Annotated in this window: 12 protein-coding genes; 5 read left to right on the top strand and 7 right to left on the bottom strand. The window is 70.8% G+C overall.

What is annotated here, in order from left to right; translation table 11 throughout:
- Positions 1 to 24 precede the first annotated feature (24 nt).
- From ABTY59_RS32450 to ABTY59_RS32430, 5 genes are read right to left on the bottom strand one after another with little or no spacing between them, the layout of a single operon-like run.
- Positions 25 to 1,383: an NAD-dependent succinate-semialdehyde dehydrogenase gene (locus ABTY59_RS32450; protein ID WP_352022678.1), complete on the bottom strand. Its 1,359-nt coding sequence runs from the start codon at positions 1,381 to 1,383 to the stop codon at positions 25 to 27.
- A 26-nt stretch (positions 1,384 to 1,409) separates the two neighbouring features.
- On the bottom strand, positions 1,410 to 2,117 hold the full coding sequence (locus ABTY59_RS32445) for a transporter (protein ID WP_352022677.1): 708 nt from the start codon (positions 2,115 to 2,117) through the stop codon (positions 1,410 to 1,412).
- Positions 2,114 to 3,508 (bottom strand): flavin monoamine oxidase family protein, encoded by a 1,395-nt coding sequence (locus tag ABTY59_RS32440; protein ID WP_352022676.1) that lies wholly within the window; start codon positions 3,506 to 3,508, stop codon positions 2,114 to 2,116. Before ABTY59_RS32440 ends, ABTY59_RS32445 begins: the two co-directional genes overlap by 4 nt.
- On the bottom strand, positions 3,492 to 4,427 hold the full coding sequence (locus tag ABTY59_RS32435; protein WP_352022675.1) for an alpha/beta fold hydrolase: 936 nt from the start codon (positions 4,425 to 4,427) through the stop codon (positions 3,492 to 3,494). The genes ABTY59_RS32440 and ABTY59_RS32435 overlap by 17 nt, the downstream gene beginning before the upstream one ends.
- Positions 4,420 to 5,955, bottom strand: coding sequence for a flavin-containing monooxygenase (locus tag ABTY59_RS32430; protein ID WP_352022674.1), 1,536 nt, complete (start codon positions 5,953 to 5,955; stop codon positions 4,420 to 4,422). Before ABTY59_RS32430 ends, ABTY59_RS32435 begins: the two co-directional genes overlap by 8 nt.
- 453 nt (positions 5,956 to 6,408) lie before the next feature.
- Here ABTY59_RS32430 and ABTY59_RS32425 point away from each other — a divergent pair, with 453 nt between their 5' ends.
- The 3 genes from ABTY59_RS32425 (at position 6,409) to ABTY59_RS32415 (ending at position 10,729) form a co-directional block, all read left to right on the top strand.
- Entirely contained in the window at positions 6,409 to 7,890 is a 1,482-nt protein-coding gene (locus tag ABTY59_RS32425; RefSeq protein ID WP_352022673.1) for an APC family permease, read from the top strand.
- Positions 7,891 to 8,020: 130 nt separating this feature from the next.
- Entirely contained in the window at positions 8,021 to 9,130 is a 1,110-nt protein-coding gene (locus ABTY59_RS32420; RefSeq protein ID WP_352022672.1) for a dihydrodipicolinate reductase, read from the top strand.
- 234 nt (positions 9,131 to 9,364) lie between these two features.
- On the top strand, positions 9,365 to 10,729 hold the full coding sequence (locus tag ABTY59_RS32415) for an NAD(P)/FAD-dependent oxidoreductase (RefSeq protein ID WP_352022671.1): 1,365 nt from the start codon (positions 9,365 to 9,367) through the stop codon (positions 10,727 to 10,729).
- 68 nt (positions 10,730 to 10,797) lie between these two features.
- On the opposite strand, the gene ABTY59_RS32410 is transcribed toward ABTY59_RS32415, so the two are convergent.
- The gene (locus ABTY59_RS32410) at positions 10,798 to 11,406 is read right to left on the bottom strand and encodes a helix-turn-helix domain-containing protein (protein ID WP_352022670.1); all 609 of its coding nucleotides are present in this window, start codon (positions 11,404 to 11,406) and stop codon (positions 10,798 to 10,800) included.
- Positions 11,407 to 11,798: 392 nt separating this feature from the next.
- Here ABTY59_RS32410 and ABTY59_RS32405 point away from each other — a divergent pair, with 392 nt between their 5' ends.
- A complete protein-coding gene (locus ABTY59_RS32405; RefSeq protein ID WP_352022669.1) occupies positions 11,799 to 13,034 on the top strand; it encodes a PucR family transcriptional regulator in 1,236 nt (411 codons plus the stop codon).
- A 315-nt stretch (positions 13,035 to 13,349) separates the two neighbouring features.
- On the opposite strand, the gene ABTY59_RS32400 is transcribed toward ABTY59_RS32405, so the two are convergent.
- A complete protein-coding gene (locus ABTY59_RS32400; protein ID WP_352022668.1) occupies positions 13,350 to 15,440 on the bottom strand; it encodes a LamG-like jellyroll fold domain-containing protein in 2,091 nt (696 codons plus the stop codon).
- Between the two features lie 125 nt (positions 15,441 to 15,565).
- Here ABTY59_RS32400 and ABTY59_RS32395 point away from each other — a divergent pair, with 125 nt between their 5' ends.
- The gene (locus tag ABTY59_RS32395; protein ID WP_352022667.1) at positions 15,566 to 16,264 is read left to right on the top strand and encodes a HEAT repeat domain-containing protein; all 699 of its coding nucleotides are present in this window, start codon (positions 15,566 to 15,568) and stop codon (positions 16,262 to 16,264) included.
- Positions 16,265 to 16,311: the final 47 nt, after the last annotated feature.

Here is a 16,311-nt window from a genome sequence, read left to right as displayed (position 1 = left end):
ATTTCCCTCTGTGCGGTGCGGCGATCAGGTCAGAACGGTGCGGATGAGCTTCTTGTTGGCGAACTCGTCGATTCCCGCCCGGCCCAGCTCGCGGCCGAAACCGGACCGCTTGACCCCGCCGAAAGGCAGTTCCGCGCCTTCGAGGCCGACGCCGTTGACGAAGACCATGCCGGCGTCGATCCTGTCGGCGACGCGCTGCGCCTGTTCGGCGTCCGTCGTGAACACGTACGAGCCCAGCCCGTACGGGGTGTCGTTCGCCAGATCGACGGCTTCGTCCTCGGATCCGACGCGGTAGACGGTCGCGACGGGGCCGAAGAGCTCCTCGGCGGCCGACGGCGACGTCGGCGAGACGCCCGTCAGCACGCCGGGCGGGAAGTACGCCCCTTCGCGCTGTCCTGCGGAGACGAAGGTCGCCCCCTCGTCGACGGCTCGCTTGACCTGTTCCTCGACGTACTCAGCCGCCGCGACCGAGGAGAGCGGCGCCAGACCGTCGGTCATGGCGAGCACCTTCCGGGTGAAACCGTCGAGGAAGGCGTCGTAGACGTCCTCGGCGACGATGAAGCGCTTCCCGGCGTTGCACGCCTGCCCGGCGTTCTCGAACCGCGCCTCGACGGCCGCCTGGACCGTGGCGTCGAGGTCGTCGGTCGACAGCACGACGAACGGGTCCGAGCCGCCGAGTTCGAGCACCACCTTCTTGAGGCAGCGCCCGGCCGTGGCCGCGACTTCCGCGCCGGCCTGTTCCGATCCGGTGAAGGAGACGCCCCGCACACGGGGGTCCGCGATGGCGCGGGCGATCTGCTCGCCGGTGGCGCGCACGTTGACGTAGCAGCCCTCGGGGTAGCCCGCGTCCGTGAACAACTGCTGGAGAGCCGCGGACGACTCCGGACACTGCGAGGCGTGCTTGAGCACGATGGTGTTGCCCAGTGCGAGATTGGGCGCGGCGAATCGGGCCACCTGGTAGTACGGGTAGTTCCAGGGCATGATCCCCAGCAGCACGCCGATCGGCTGGCGACGGATGAGAGCGCTGCCCTCTCCCTCCAGGAGCTCGATCGGTTCGTCGGTGAGGAACTCCTGCGCGTTCTCGGCGTAGTACCGGTAGATCGCGGCGCTGAACTCGACCTCCGCGACGGCCTCGTCCACCGGCTTGCCCATCTCGCGGTGGATGATCTCGGCGAGCTGCCGGCTGCGCTCGCCGTGCAGGGTGGCGACGGTGCTCAACAACTCGGCGCGCCGCTCCACGGAGGTCTGCCTCGACCACTGCGCGTAGGCGCCCGCCGCCGCGTCGAGTGCCCCCGCGACGACCTCGTCCGTCGCGGTGGGGTACTCCTTGACCAGCTTGCCGCTGGCGGGGTCCACCACGGCGTACACGTGCCTCTTCGCCATACTCGCTCCTTGTTCGGGTTCCGGGTTCATGCGAGGGCCGCCCCGGCCGCAGGGGCCGGGTTCGCGTCCAGGGCCGCGTTGCGGTCGTGCAGCGCGCGGTAGGCGCGGAAGTAGACGAATCCCTGGGTGCCCCACGTCGCCAGCGCGGCGGTGTAGAAGACCGTGCGGTTCGCGTCGTCGAACGGCAGCGGGAAGAAGTCGTACGTGATCGCGATGGTGGTCCCGGCCGCGGTGACCAGTCCCGTCCAGATCGCCGGCCACCGGGCGCCCGCGGCCCAGAGCCGCTTGACGAAGTACCCGAGAAAGACCGCCGTGAGGAGATTGACGACGACGTAGAACACGGCGGCCGAGAACGCGGTGGGGTCGGTGTGGGGATCCGCGTCGTGGAAGTGCCGCAGGAACAGGCCGGCCACGATCGCGACTCCGAACACGCCGACATCGACGCCGACGCTCGGCCGGTAGCGATGGGTGACCTTCATCAAGCCCATGACCAGGATGGCCGTGATGCCGACCGACCGGGAGAACGCGTCGAAGAAGTACGCCAGGTCGTACAGGACGCTGTCGCCCTCGGCTCCGAGCAGCGACCAGAGCAGGAAGTTGCTGCCCGACGTCGCGACGACCATCCATTCGAGGCCCAGGAGGTAGTTGCCGTACCGGCGGATGAACTTCCATCCGTAGAAGAAGCCGGCGAAGATCATCCACAGGTCGGCCAGCAGGAACAGCGCCTCGCTCATCGCGGCGCCCCCTCTCGGACGTCGCGGGACAGGAGGCTGACGACGCGCTCGGCGGTGCGCTGGCCCGTCAGGACCGCACCGTTCATGCTGCCGGCCCACTCGCCCGCGGTTTCGGAGCCGGCCCAGTGGACGCGCCCATGGGGCTCGGACAGCGCCTTGCCGTAGCTCGTGGTGGCGTAGGGGGCGACGGCGGGGTTGGGGCCGCCGGGGGCGAAGGGCTCCGCTCCCCAGCAGTGGTCCACGTAGTCGATCGGGGTGAGGGCCTGCGGACCGTACAGGTCGGCGAGCTGGCGGACGACCCGGTCGCGCCGGGTCTCGGGGCTGAAGCCGTCGAAGACGCGCGGATCGCAGAAGGCCATCAGGACGCCCGGTCCCGTGGGGGCGGGAGACACGTCGAAGGTGATGAACACGGTTCCGGTGTCGGTCACCGCCTCACCGGAGCATCCGTCGGCCCGCCAGAACGGCTTCGCGTAGGCCACGAAGGCCTTGCTCAGCACACCCATGCGCCAGGTGCGCGTGAGCCCCTCCGCCCGCTCGGGCAGAGCGGGGTCGAACGCGATGGCGGCGCGGTGCGCCGGCGAAGCGGTGACGATCGCGTACCCGGCGCGGATCTCGCCGGAGTCGGTGCGTACGGTGACGCCGTTCTCGTCCTGGGCGATGCGGCGCACGGGTGTCTCCAGGCGCACGCGGTCGCCGAGCCGCTCCGCCACCCGCGCGGCGATCTCCTGGGTGGTCTCGACGAAGCGGTCCTGCTGCTGACCGCCCTCGACGTCCAGCATGTGATCGAGTCCGCCCGCCGAACGGATGTAGCGCAGCGCGTGCAGCAGGGAGACGTCTCCGGGGGTGCAGCCCCACTGCACCTTGCTGATGACGGTCATCAGCGCACGCGTGCCGGGCAGCGCCTTCTTGCGGTCGAGCCACTCGCCGAACGAGAGGGCGTCGAGCCGGTCGGCCCCCGGCGTCTCCCACGCGGCGTTCACGTCGATGGTCGCGACCAGCTTGTTCACCGCCGTCTGCATGCGGGCCATGTCCACCAGGGCCGCGGGGGAGACCTTGGGAATGGTGCCGCTGTACGTGCGGCGCCGGCCCGCCATCCACAGCACGTTGCGACCCCGGTCGAACTGGGCGGTCGTCGTACAGCCCACTCGGCTCGCGAGGTCCCGGACGGCGGTGTGGCGTCGTGCCACCCACGTCGCTCCGAGGTCGACCTTCACGCCCGCCACCTCGCCGGAGAGCGAGCGGCCTCCGACCCGGTCACGGCCCTCCACGACGAGGACCGACCGCCCCGTGCTCACCAACCGCTCGGCAGCGCTCAGACCGGCGAAGCCGGCACCGACGACCACGACGTCGACCGTGGTGCTCGCGGCGCGGGGCTCACGAGATCCGGGCATGGTTTCCTCCTTCACCCACGCGGTTCGCGTGCTGCGAGATGTAGGTCGTGAGGGGGGCGACGAGCGCCTCGGGGATGTGATGACCCATGCCGGGAATGACCACGTGCTGGGCCGAGCGGATCGCCCGTACGGTCGCGGCGCCGCCGCTCGGGTTCACCAGCGGGTCGCGGTCGCCGTTGATGACCAGCGTCGGGGCCGTGATCCTGCTCAGCTCCGCCGTGCGGTCTCCGGAGCGCTGGATCGCCTGGATCTGGCGCGCCGTGCCGGCCGCTGGATCCCCGGCGCTCCGATCCCATCCACGCGCCGCGATGGCCGCCTCGGCCGCGTCGTCGATGGGATGTCCCACTCCCGCGACGTGACGGGTGAGCCGCAGGTGAGCACGGACCGCCGCGGTCCTGGTCCTCGCCGGCGGGGCGGCGAGGAGCCGCATCGTCGACAGGGAGGGCTGACCGACCTTGCGGTTCCCGGTGGTGGAGTAGAGGGAGGTCAAGGACAGGGCTCGCTCGGGTGCCGAGGCCGCGATCGTCTGCGCGATCATTCCGCCCATCGAACGCCCGACCAGGTGGACCCGCGAGATCCCGAGGTGGTCGAGTACGCCGACGGCGTCTTGCGCCATGTCGGCCAGCGCGTACGCGTCCCCGCGCGGACGCGCGGCGATCTGACGCCAGATCCCGGGAGGGGGAGCGGCGACGAACGTCGACTGGCCGACGTCCCGGTTGTCGAGCGCCACGACGCGGAAGCCGCGGGTCACGAGCGAGCCGACGAACGAGTCGCCCCAGAAGGTGAGGTCCTCGCCCAGTCCCGCGACGAGCAGCATCGCGGGATCGTTCCTGTCGCCGTGGTCCCGGAAGCAGATCGTCATTCCGGACGGCAGGGTCGCGTACTGGTCGACGCTCTCGGCGCCGCTCGTCTCAGGCACGGGTGGCCCGCTTCCCGCCGCGCGACGGGGCGGCCGCCCGACGGACGCCGAACTCGAGGTGCTCGTCGGTCACCGGTCCGCGCAGGGCCTTGGCGTCCTCGGGGTAGGACATCGCCATCCGCCAGGGCTTCTCGGGACCCTGCTTGGGCAGGAGCTTCTCGCCGCGCTTGGCGTACCCGGCCTGAAGGTCCATGACGGGCCTGAGGCTCGTCCCCGACGGTGCGACCGGGACCACCGTGTCGTGTCCGTGGGCGTCCATGTGCCTGACCAGGTCGATGAAGTAACGACACATCAGGCTCACCTTGAGCGTCCAGGACGAGGTGGTGTACCCGATCGCCATCGCCCAGTTCGGCATCCCGCTCAGCAGCATGCCGCGGTAACAGAGCGCGTCCGCGATGTCGACCTGGCGCCCGTCGACCACGATGGGCATGCCGTCGAAGAGCTGCAGGTTCAGCCCCGTCGCGGTGACGATGACGTCGGCTTCCAGCTCCTCGCCCGACGCCAGGACGATGCCGCGCTTGCTGAACCGCGCCACGGCGTCGGTGACGACGGAGGCCTTTCCCTCCTTGATCGTGTCGAAGAAGTCGCCGTCCGGTGCCAGGCACAGCCGCTGGTCCCACGGGTCGTACGGCGGGTTGAAGTGCTTGTCGACGTCGAATCCCTTGGGAAGGCGCTTGATGTTCTCGCGCCGGATCAGCGCGCGTCCTGCCTTGGGGAAGGTCCGCAGACCCTTGACGACGGCTCGGTCGGTCCAGATGTTCTTGAACCGCGTCACGGCGTACCCGCGCTCTTCTCCGAGCAGCCTGGTGAGCGCCAGGGCGACCCGGTCGACCCGGGGAAGCGCCATGACGTAGGTGGGGGTGCGCTGCAGCATCGTCACGTGCCCGGCGGCGCCCGTCCCGCGGGCCATGGCCGGCACCAGCGTGATCGCGGTCGCACCGCTGCCGATGACGACGACCTTCTTGCCGCTGTAGTCGAGTCCCTCGGGCCAGTGCTGCGGATGGACGATCCGGCCCCCGAAGTCGTCCCGCCCGGGGAACTCCGGGGAGAACCCCTCGTCGTAGCGGTAGTAGCCGGTGGCGGCGAAGACCCATCCCGCGTGGATCGTCTTGGTCCGGGTCGCTCCCGTGGCGGGGTCCGACGTCTGGACGGTGAGCGTCCACCGCGAGTCCGCCGAGGACCATTCCGAGCGGATGACCCGGTGGCGGAGCCTGAGGACGCGCTCCAGGCCGTTCTCCCCGACTGTTTCCTGGAGGTACTCCTTGATGAGGGGAGCGTCGGCGATCGCGGCTTCGTGGCGCCAGGGCTTGAACGCGTAACCGAACGTGTGGAGATCGGAGTCCGAGCGGATGCCGGGATAGCGGAACAGGTCCCAGGTGCCCCCGATGTCGTCGCGCGCTTCCAGCACGACGAGCGACTTCTCGGGGAGCTCCTGGCTGAAATAGGTGGCCGCGCCGATCCCGGAGATCCCTGCTCCGATGATCACCACGTCGAATTCCTCGACGGCGTCCAACACCTCAGCTGTCATGACGTTTCCTCGCTGTTCCTGTGGCGGTTACCTCACTGTCGCGAGCCGCGACCGCCTGCGAGAACGACAGCGGGCACCTCCTTCGCCGGGGCCCGGTGCACCGTGCACAGGCAGGTCGCGCCGCTGCGTTCGTACGGTGGTCGACTCCCGGACCGGGGCCTTCAGCGAGGCCGCGGCTCGGCCCTTCGAGGAGCAGGACGCCTGGTCGGGGGTCCGCGTGGGGCCGGCCTCGTCGGCGCCATTGCGGCGTCGGGGCCGGCGTGATAGACGTTTGCCCCCTGCCGTTCAGTGGCACTAAACAGCTCGTTGCCGTCGCGTCCTGCCGGGGCTGAGCCGGAGAGACGCGCACCGGATCTCCTCGCCCCGCTGCGCGGGAGCCGCTCCGTTTCCCTTCGCGTCGACGCACCGCCTCACGCACGCGTTCATCCACCCACGACGGGCCGGTGCCGGCCCGTGAGCCGAAAGGTGGTCGAGATGGCCGACCTCTCCAAGACAGGACACGTCGAAGCGCCCGGCGGTGAAGCGGGGGCGGGCGACCCGCTCAACCGCGGGCTCGGCGTGTCGCAGATCGTGTTCATGGTCGCCGCCGCGGCGGCGCCGCTCGGGCTGGTGGCCGGCGGGGTGCCGCTCGCCTTCGCCGTGAGCGGCAGCCCGGGGATGCCGCTGTACTTCGCACTGTCCACCGTGATGCTGCTGGTCTTCGCGATCGGGTTCACGGCGATGGCCGGACGGGTGCGCAACGCGGGCGCCTTCTACGCGTACATCCAGGCAGGACTCGGCCGCGTACCCGGTCTCTCGGCCGCGACGCTCGCGCTCTTCTCCTACACGCTGCTTCTCGTCGGGGTGAACGCCTACGTCGGCGTCGCGACGAGCAACATCATCGAGCGGTACGCCGACGTCGGCTCCCCGTGGTGGTCGTGGGCACTCGTCTCGCTCGGCGTCATCGCCTTCCTCGGCTACCGCGACATCGAGCTGAGTGCCAAGGTGCTCGGTGCCGTGCTGGTGCTGGAATCCCTGCTGCTCCTGGTCATGGACCTCGGCGTCGTGGGCCACGGTGGAGCCCACGGCCTGACTGCCGAGCCGCTGTCGCCTTCGATCACGGGGACCGGCTCCGTGGGCCTCGGCATCATGTTCGCCGTCTTCGGGTTCATCGGCTTCGAGGCGACGGCGGTGTTCCGCAGCGAGGCGAAGGACCCCGACGTCACGGTCCCGCGGGCGACGTACGTCGCGATCCTGACGATCGGGATCTTCTACTCGTTCACCGTGTGGGCGATCGTGGTGGGCGTCGGCGTCGACGCGGTGACCGGCGCCGCGAAGGCCGACCCCGAGGGCCTGGTCCTCACGCTGGCGGACAGGTACGTCGGGTCCGTCTGGGCCGACGTGATGCAGGCGCTCCTGATCACCAGTCAGTTCGCGTGCGTGCTGGCCTTCCACAACGTCGTGACGCGCTACCAGTTCGCACTGTCCCGGGCCGGCGCGCTTCCGGCGTCGCTGGGTGTCGTTCACCCCCGGCACCGCGCGCCGTCCGCGTCCTCCGCCGTCGCCTCGGCGATCGCGTTCGTCACCACGCTCGTCGTCGCCGCGCTCGGCCTCGACCCGATCGGGGACCTCTACGCCTGGTTCTCCGGCGCCGCCACCCTCGGCATCGTCCTGCTGATGGCGGCCACCAGCCTCGCGGTCATCGGCTTCTTCCGGCGCGCCGATGAGCAGCGGTCGGTGTGGCGCACGGTCGTGGCCCCGGCCGTGGCCTTCCTCGGCCTGGCCTCTGTGGTCTACCTGATGGCCGCGAACTTCCCGCTCCTCGTCGGCACCATCGGGGGCGCCTGGGTAATCGGCGGGCTCGTCGCCCTCTCGGCCGTGGCCGGAGCGGTGCAGGCCCTCGTCCTGCGGGCGCGCCGACCGGCCGTCTACGCCCAGCTGTCGACCACCGTATGAGCGCAAGGGCGCGACCGGCCCGTGCACCGTGCACCGCATCCGGCGGAAGCAGGTGCTCAGTGTCGTTCTCACCGCGGCCGCGGCTGGCGACAGTGAGGTACGAGGCAACCGCCACAGGTGAAGTCCAGTCGTGCTGAACACCGTGTCGTGGGCTTACCCGACCGGGGAGCCCAGGGGAGTGACTTTGAGTAATCAGGCTGTCGTTGTGGGTCTCGGTGCCACCGGCCGGGCCATCGCTTCTTCCTTGCTGCAACGCGCGGACGTGGAGATCGTCGGAGCAGTGGACCAGGACCCCCGCGTGGTGGGTCAGGACCTCGGAGAGCTGCTCGGTGGCGCCGCGAACGGTGTCGTCGTCGTGAGCGACCCGGCCGACCTGCCCGCCGCCGACCTCGCGATCGTGGCCACCATCTCGGATCTGCGCAGGGTGGCCGACGTCCTGCTGCCGCTGCTGGAGCGTTCGTACAACGTCCTGAGCATCTGCGAAGAGCTGGCCTATCCCTGGCAGAGCCATCCCGACCTGGCCCGACGGCTCGACGACACGGCGAAGGCGCACGGCGTGACCGTCCTCGGCAGCGGGGCGAACCCGGGCATCCTGATGGACACCCTTCCTCTCCTGCTGACCGCGCTGACCCAGCGTGTGGAGAGCGTGCGCATCCGCCGACGGGCGAACATGTCGCGCTACGGCGCGATCCTGTCGAAGTTCGGCCTCGGTCTGACCGCGCGCGAGTTCGCGACGGCTCGCAGCCGGGGCGAGGTCGTCGGGCACTACGGCTTCGAGCAGGCCATCGGGGCGCTCGCGGCAGGCCTCGGATGGGATCTCGACTCGGTGGACGTGGGAGACGTCGAACCCGCTCTCGTGACGACGTCGCCGCGGGCCGGGGACCACCTGTGCATCGAACCGGGGCAGATCGCGGCTGTCACCCATGCCGCCCGGGGCGTGCTCAAGGGCGAGGTGGTGATCGACCTGGAGATCACGTTCGGGTTCTTCGAGCCGGCCGACGAGGTGGCCGCGGGTGACGACTATCGGATCGTCGGAGAGGAGCACGTCATCGACCTTCGTTCCTCCGTGGGCTTCGACTCCTTCCTCAGCACGATCGCGGCGGCGGTCAATGCCGCCGCCGCGGTCGTCGAGGCGCGTCCCGGTCTCCTGTCGATGGGGGACCTCCCGGCCCGCTCGGTGGCGGCCAAGGGAGAGCGACGAGCGGCGCGGGCCTCGCTCGGGGCCACGACTTCAGGCTGACGGCCTTCCCCGCTGCCGTCGGTCATGCCGCCGGCGGCCCGCTCGACCGCCGCCCACGACCGTGACTCGCAGGTGAGGTCACGGTCGTGGGCGGCACCGCGCCACGGGGCAAGCGCCCACCGGCCCGCAGGCAGCCCCGACTCCGCTCGACGGGATCGAGGGCTCGGGGTGCTGCCGAGCATGCCTTGACGCGGAGCACGAAGCAGGACGGATACCAAAGGAGATCAGGACAGCATGAGGACCGACGGCACGAAGTACACCGACTTCACCGGCTGGATCGACCGGCCGGACGACGTGCAGCCCGCGCTGGACGGCGATCTCACCTGTGACATCGCCGTCATCGGCGGCGGCATGGGGGGCATGGCGGCTGCGCTGCGCCTCGCGGAGCGCGACCAGGACGTGGTCCTGCTGGAGGCCGAGTTCTGCGGCTACGGCTCGGCCTCGCGCAACGGCGGCCAGATCGCCGGGGCGCCGGGTGGCGACCTGCGGATGCTCAGCCTCCAGTCGCCGAAGAAGATGCCGGTCATGGCCAAACTGGCGGAGCACGCGGGCCGCTATGTGGAAGACCTCATCAAGACGCACGACATCGATTGCGACTACGTGGCGAACGGCCTGGTGTGGGGTGCGGTCTCACCCCTCATGATGCTCAGGGTGCGTACCCAGGCGGCGATCCTGCGCGCCTTCGGTGGGGGCGGGACCGTCGGCAGCAGGGAGGAACTCGGTCTCCCCGCCGGCTTCGTGGGCGGCATGCGGGAATCCATCGGCGGGATGCTGAACCCGGGCAAGCTCGCTCGCGGTGTGCGTCGCGCGCTGCTCGCCTCCTCGGCCAGGGTCTTCGAGCAGTCGCGGGTGAGCGATGTCCGGCGGACCGGAAGCACCGTCGAGATCACGACACCGCGCGGCACCGTGCGGGCCGCCAAGGTGCTGCTCGCCACCAGCGTCTACGGCGGCGAGTGGGACATCACGCCCAAGAACCTCGCGACCCCGCTGTACGTCATCGAGATCGAGTCGGAACCCATCGCGCCGGAGCGGCTCGCCGCGCTGGGCTGGACCAGTCGGTCCGGCATCATCACCCAGCACCAGTTGATGACCCACTACCGGCTCACCGAGCGCAACACCATCGTCTGCGGGGTCCGCCGGGCGCAGCGAGGCCAGACCTACCCGCTCCCGGACCGGGTCCCGGACCCCCGTGTCGTGCGGGACATGGGGAAGGATCTGGCCCACCGGTTCCCGACGCTGTCCGACGTGGCCATCGAGCGGGCCTGGGGCGGTTGGATCGGCATCAGCCCGGACTGGCTGTCGGTCGCCGGGCAGGTGGGCGACAACGTCTTCTACGCGATGGCCTGCAACGGCCACGGCCTCTGCCAGGTGCCGTACGTGACCCATCAGCTCGCCGACTACATCGTCGACGGTGAGATGCCGGAGGACCTCGCCGGCATCTGGTCGGACGCCTCGACGTATTCGCCGTCGATGTCACTGCTGCTGCAGCCGTCCGTCCTGCGGGCCGTCTGGGGGCTGGACCGGTTCAACGACTTCTTCAACGGCAGCAGGACACTGGCCGGGCGGGCGCTCCGTCGTGGCAGGCGCGGGGACTCCTGAAGGCGGGGGCGGCGCCTGATCCGTGACGGCGGGGTGTGAGGTCGCCACCCGCCAGGACACGACACCCCCTAGGGGGTGTCGTGCGCGACACGAGGCAGGGGAGGCGACAGGACCCACAGGACCTCGCTCGCCGTCGTACCGGGATTGTCGAACTGGTGAAGGGTCTGCCCGGAGAACGAGGTGGACACGCCGGCTGACAGCATCCGGGTCTCGTCCCCGACGATCAGGCGGGTCGAGCCGCTCAGCCCCATCGCGAAGATCGTGGTGGTGGCGAGCCGATAGGGGCCACCGGTGCCCCCGCCTGGTTCGATCACGGAACGGAAGACCTGGAACGCCGCGGTGTCGGCAGGCGTGAGCAGGTACTCGGCGACGCCTTCACCGCCCATGTCGATCCGGCTGCCGCCCTCCACGACCTGCTCGTCCGGGTGCGTGAACAGCTCGCCGACGCCGATCCGCAGCACCTCGCAGACGCGCAGCAGCGTCGGGACGGACACGCTGGTGAGCCCGCGTTCCCACTGGCTCAGGAACCCCTTGGTGACCTCGGCCCGGTGCGCGACCTCCGTCAACGACAACCCGCGGTCGAGTCTGATCTTCCTCAGCTGCGCGCCCGCGGATGCTTCGAGGGCTGCGGAGTCCATGGCCGCTCCGCCCGCGCTCCTGCCGTCATCGATGGACATCGTGTGCTCACCGCCCGTCCCGAGGCCGGGGTCGTGTGCCCGTCGAGTGACAGGCCGACCCGGACGGTCCCCCTCCGACACGAGGCTAAGGCATGCGCGTCGCGTGCAGCTGCTCTGCCCCTCCGGAGGTGGCGACGGCGCCGAACCCCTTGTGGGGCCACCGAGGGCGTGATACATCTGCCGCTCGTTTAGTGATGGTAAACGCCTCCTCGACTCTTGGAGCCCCATGCGCGCGGTTGTGCCCGAAGCCCCGGTCGTGCCCGTCGAGACGGCGGACGTCGGCCTCGCCGGTCCGTGGTCGTGTCGGACGTGCCGACGGCGGGTCCTGCCTCTGCCGGTGACCCGGCATGTCGGGAGCCTCGGCTCCACGGGATCAAGGGGACACTGAAGACATGGAAGAGCTGTGGCCCCCGCCCTCCCGCGAGGTCGCTGACGCGATCAGGTCACTGTGCCAGCGCCTGCTGACGGACACGGACGCCCTGGTCGACACCTTCGCAAGGCCCTCTCTCGTCGCCCAGAACGATCCCGCCCTCCTCGCGGACGCATCGCTGGTCGAGGAGGATCGCGCGCTCAACCGCTCCGACGCCGTCCAGTGGCTGACCGCGAACGTCCAGCAACCGGGACGGCGGGTGCAGCCCTACGTCGGCCCGAGGACCACGGCGTACATCAACGATCTCGTCTCCCGGGGCATCGCACCCGACTTCGCCGGCGCCTGGCGGGTGGCACTGGGGATCGGCTGGCGGCGGTGGCTGGAGGAATGCGTGGCGTACTGCGACGCCGACCCGGACCTTCTCGTCGGGGTCCTGGACGTGACGGCGAAGTCGCTGGTGCAGTACGCCCTGGACTCGGTCGCGACCCTGCGCCAGGCCGGACTCGCCGCGGCGATGGGAAACACGGATGCCGAGGGGATCGCGCTGATCCAGCTGATCGCCAGCGGGGCACCGATGGCGGAGGACCTCGCCGAAGGGCGCCTGCGCTACCGGATGGCGCGGTGGCACGTGGGCCTCGTCCTGTGGATCGATGATCCTCAGGAGGCCGAGTCCCTGGACCGGGCGATCTCCGCCGTGCGCTCCGCCGGCGACCGGAGCGCCCTGGTGGCGCGCGCGAGTGCCACGTCGCGGTGGATCTGGCTCTCGGGGGAGGACGTCCCGGACCTCCACCACGTGGAGAAGGACCTCGCGACGACCGACGAGGTCCGCGCGGCGGTGGGAAGGCCGGGGCGCGGACTCGAAGGGTTCCGGTCCAGCCACCAGGACGCCCTCGCGGCTCAGGCACTGGTCATCCGGCTCGGGTCCGACCGGCGGTTCACCGCCTACGCCGACGTCGAGCTGATCGACGCGCTCACGAAGGACGGTGTCGGCGCACGTCGGTTCGTCATCAACACCCTCGGGCCGTTGGTCGAAGCCGACACCGCCCTGCGGCAGGCCCTCCTCACCTACGTGCAGTGCGGCTTCAACACCACCCGGGCCGCCGCCAACCTCTACGCGCACCGCAACACCGTCGAACGGCGGGTCTCGCGGGCCAACGAGCTCTCGGCCGTCAAGGTGGAGGACAACCCGACCCACGTGGCGGCGGCGCTCCTGCTCCTGGACCTCGCGCCCGACATCGCGGCGACCACTCCGAGCTGAGTCGACCGAACACCGCACCGCGGTGCCCGAGCCCACCGGCCCAGGGAGTCGCTCCGAAGGCGAGCAGGCTCCGATCAGCCGGGCGTCGTTCCCGGGGGCACGCTGGCCTCGGACGCTGGACCGCGCAGGCGGCCCGCGTGCTCCCGGGCGGAGACGGGGCTGCGGGAGAGCGGGCGAGCCATGCGGCGATTCTCGCGCAGCAGCGGGAGTGGGGCCCTGGTTCGTGCTCTTCCTCCGTCCGCAGCCCCGTGCGGTACACCCTGCCCCCTCCGCCTCACGGGCCGAGCCGGCGGAGCCGCACCGGCTTCCCGGCGTCTACGGGGCTGGTGCCACCGTGAAGTGGCAGACGGCGCCGGTCGGCGACGGGCTCGACGAGCCGTCCACCGTACGGGCGTACCACCCGTACTTGTGCCCCGCGGTGAGCGTCGGCCGGACGGAGACCGTGCCGTCCCCCGTCACCTTGCCGCTCGCCGACCCGGGACCGCCGAGCCGGATCGGCTGGGTGGAGTCGGTGTTGTCCCAGATGGAGAACTCGGCCCACACCTCTCGTGAGGGATCCGGGTGGGAGACGTGCGCCGTCAGATCAGGGGTGGTGGAGGAGACGGTGCCGAAGTCACCGGCGGAGTAGCTGCCGACGTGGCAACCAGAACCGTTCTTGTCGGTCGCGGGGGTGGTGGCCGTGCGGGTGGGGGCGGTGAGCGAGCCCGCCGCCGACGCGACCTGCGCGGCGGTCATCGGGTAGCCGTACACCTCGACTGCCTGGACAGAGCCCTTCCAGAAGCCGTTGGGGCGTCCGGAGACCTTGTCCCTGCCCACGGTGAAGGGGCCCTCGGCCGACCAGCGATCCGGATGGTTCGCGGAACCGGCGGGCACGCCGTCCACGTAGAGGGTGACGGCCCCGTTCGACGCGTCGAACGTGCCCGTGAGGTGGGTCCAGCGGCCCGGAACAGCGGCCGTCGCGGAGATGGCCTGGTGCACGTTCCAGGTGGGGATGTCGGATGCGGGCAGGCCGAACCGCCAGGTGCTGTCCGGCTTGTTGAACCAGAGCATCATGCCGCTGATGTACGACCCGTCCTGGGCCAGGACCACCGACGTCCCTGCCCCGGCGTCCACCTTGGCCCAGGCGGAGACGGTGAAGCTTCGCGTGGTGTCCACGACGGGACCGCTGGTGACGATCTCCCCGGTGGATCCGTCCAGTACGGCCGTACCTCCGTGGTCGGGACTCCACCCGACGCCGCCCTTGACGGTTCCGGAGTGGCTCGACGCGTCCCGCAACGGCCAGTGCAGAAGCGGGCCGCCGTTCACCGAACCGAGGAGCGGGGCGTGGTCGGAGGTGCCGCTCGGTACGCAGGACGTCCTGGTGGTCTCGGAGTAGAGGCAGCCGGGCTGGGCCGCGTAGGAGTAGTCGGCGTTGTCGGCGAGGTCGGGCCGGGAGTCGCAGGCTCCGAAACCGGCGGTGGCGAAGAGGTAATCGATCTTGGAGGTCTGTGTGGCGCCCTGAACGAGGGAGCCTTCCGGGACGGTGGAGCTGGCCGGGGCCGCGGTCCAGCTGTGGGTGACCTTGGTGGTCTCGTCCGGGACGTCACCGGCGTGGTAGGACTGCTGGTCGCATTCGGCCATGGTCCTGTACAGCGGCTGCAGCCGGTCCTTCTGGCGGGTGTTGAAGTCCCCGCCGAGGATCACGGACCGGAAGTCGTCCACCTGGCCGGCGACGGTGTCGACCTGCGCCCGGTACGCGGCCACGTCGGCAGGGAGGTCACCGTAGTTGGTGAGGTGCGTGGTGCACAGGTGGGTCTCCCACCCGGCCACTCCCGCACAGAGAACCTTCCCCGGTACCGGCTGCTGTGCCTCGGCCGGCACGGGCAGCGGCGTCTCGCGGGACCACTCGACGTCGCCCTTGACCAGGATCGCCACGCTCACGTCACCCGAGAGGGTGTTGCGGCAGGACGACTTGCCGTCGGAGGAACGCGGGGTGACCGCCGACACAGCCGTCCAGGCCCCGGTCGGGGTCAGCAGGCGGAGGATCTGGTCGAGCTGGCTGGGGTTGTCGGGGAGGCCCGGCCTGGTGCTGTTCAGCGTTCCCGCGCACACCTCCTGGAGCAGGACGGCGTCCGCGTTCTCCTGGTTGACGAGGTGGGCGACGTCGTACGCCTTCTTCAGCGTGGCGGAGTCGTCAGGCAGCCGCGTGTTGCGGTCCGGGCAGTATCCGGTGGACCACGGGCCGAGGCCGCCGGCCTCGCCGCACACGTTCCACGTCATCACGCGCAGCGGCTCGGACGTGTAGGCGCTGTTCGTCGGGTCACCGGGAGTGGTCTCCAGGGCGGCGGCTTGTCCGGCGCCGAGAAGAACGGCCGCGGTGACAGCGCCTATGACGCGGCGCCACGGCTTCGATCTCAGTTTGATCATGAGCATGAGGATAGTTCCGAGGCCGTTCGGGAAGTCCGTGGGGAGTTCCGGCCGCGTGGACCGGAACTCCCGTGAAGGCCCACCCGATGCGCCGGACCGGACGGCGCTGCGGCACCATGAGCCCCATGAACGCGGAAGAGATCGCTGCCCTCATCGCCCAGGCCGGTGACCAGGACCCCGAAGCGCGTGCCGAGGTGGCGAGCGAGCTGCCCGCCGCCCTGTCCGGGCGCGCGGACGATCCCGTGCTGGCGGCTCTGATGCGGCTGACCTCCGACGAGGAGGCGCGCGTGCGCGAGCAGGCGACCTTCGCGCTGGGGCAGCTCGCCGAGGTGGACGGCCCGGACGTCAGGGCGGCCCTGTGGCGGCGCGTCGGCGACGAGGACACGGAGACGCACGAGGAGGCCGTACGCGGGCTTGCGGTGCGGCGGGATCCGCGCGCCGTTCCGCTGCTTGCGGCGCTGCTCGGGGAGCCGACGGCGTACGTGCAGACGTTCGCCGCGGCGGCGGTGCTGGGCGATCCCGGGCTGCTGCCCGCGCTGCGGGCGTACGACCCCGCCGACCCCGGTGTCGGCGAGGCCCTCCGGGCCTGCGACCCGGCCGCCCGGGAACGCCGCGACGCCGCGGCGGACGCCCTGCTGGACGCGGTGTACGACCTGCTGCCGGCGGCGGACGCCGCCCTCTACGCCTCGCGCTTCGAGGCGAACCTGACCCTGCTGCTCGTCACCGCCGGCCGCGGCGAGGTGACGTGGAACGCGGACGCCCTGCTCGTCCGCGCCGACGGGGATCCGCGGCGGGCCGCGGAGCTGGTCGCCGAAGACCTCTGAGGTTCCCGGAGAAGCCCCGTGCCCCCGTCCGGCGGTGATCGCCGGAC

This window comes from Streptomyces sp. NPDC096079, assembly GCF_040303145.1.
Lineage (GTDB): Bacteria > Actinomycetota > Actinomycetes > Streptomycetales > Streptomycetaceae > Streptomyces.
This window is presented reverse-complemented; position numbering and strand designations above follow the sequence as displayed.

Bases quoted from the DNA above. Each gene is read 5' to 3' on its own strand.
- ABTY59_RS32450 (WP_352022678.1), bottom strand. From the start codon at position 1,383: ATGGCGAAGAGGCACGTGTACGCCGTGGTGGACCCCGCCAGCGGCAAG.
- ABTY59_RS32445 (WP_352022677.1), bottom strand. From the start codon at position 2,117: ATGAGCGAGGCGCTGTTCCTGCTGGCCGACCTGTGGATGATCTTCGCC.
- ABTY59_RS32440 (WP_352022676.1), bottom strand. From the start codon at position 3,508: ATGCCCGGATCTCGTGAGCCCCGCGCCGCGAGCACCACGGTCGACGTC.
- ABTY59_RS32430 (WP_352022674.1), bottom strand. From the start codon at position 5,955: ATGACAGCTGAGGTGTTGGACGCCGTCGAGGAATTCGACGTGGTGATC.
- ABTY59_RS32415 (WP_352022671.1), top strand. From the start codon at position 9,365: ATGAGGACCGACGGCACGAAGTACACCGACTTCACCGGCTGGATCGAC.
- ABTY59_RS32410 (WP_352022670.1), bottom strand. From the start codon at position 11,406: ATGTCCATCGATGACGGCAGGAGCGCGGGCGGAGCGGCCATGGACTCC.
- ABTY59_RS32405 (WP_352022669.1), top strand. From the start codon at position 11,799: ATGGAAGAGCTGTGGCCCCCGCCCTCCCGCGAGGTCGCTGACGCGATC.
- ABTY59_RS32400 (WP_352022668.1), bottom strand. From the start codon at position 15,440: ATGATCAAACTGAGATCGAAGCCGTGGCGCCGCGTCATAGGCGCTGTC.
- ABTY59_RS32395 (WP_352022667.1), top strand. From the start codon at position 15,566: ATGAACGCGGAAGAGATCGCTGCCCTCATCGCCCAGGCCGGTGACCAG.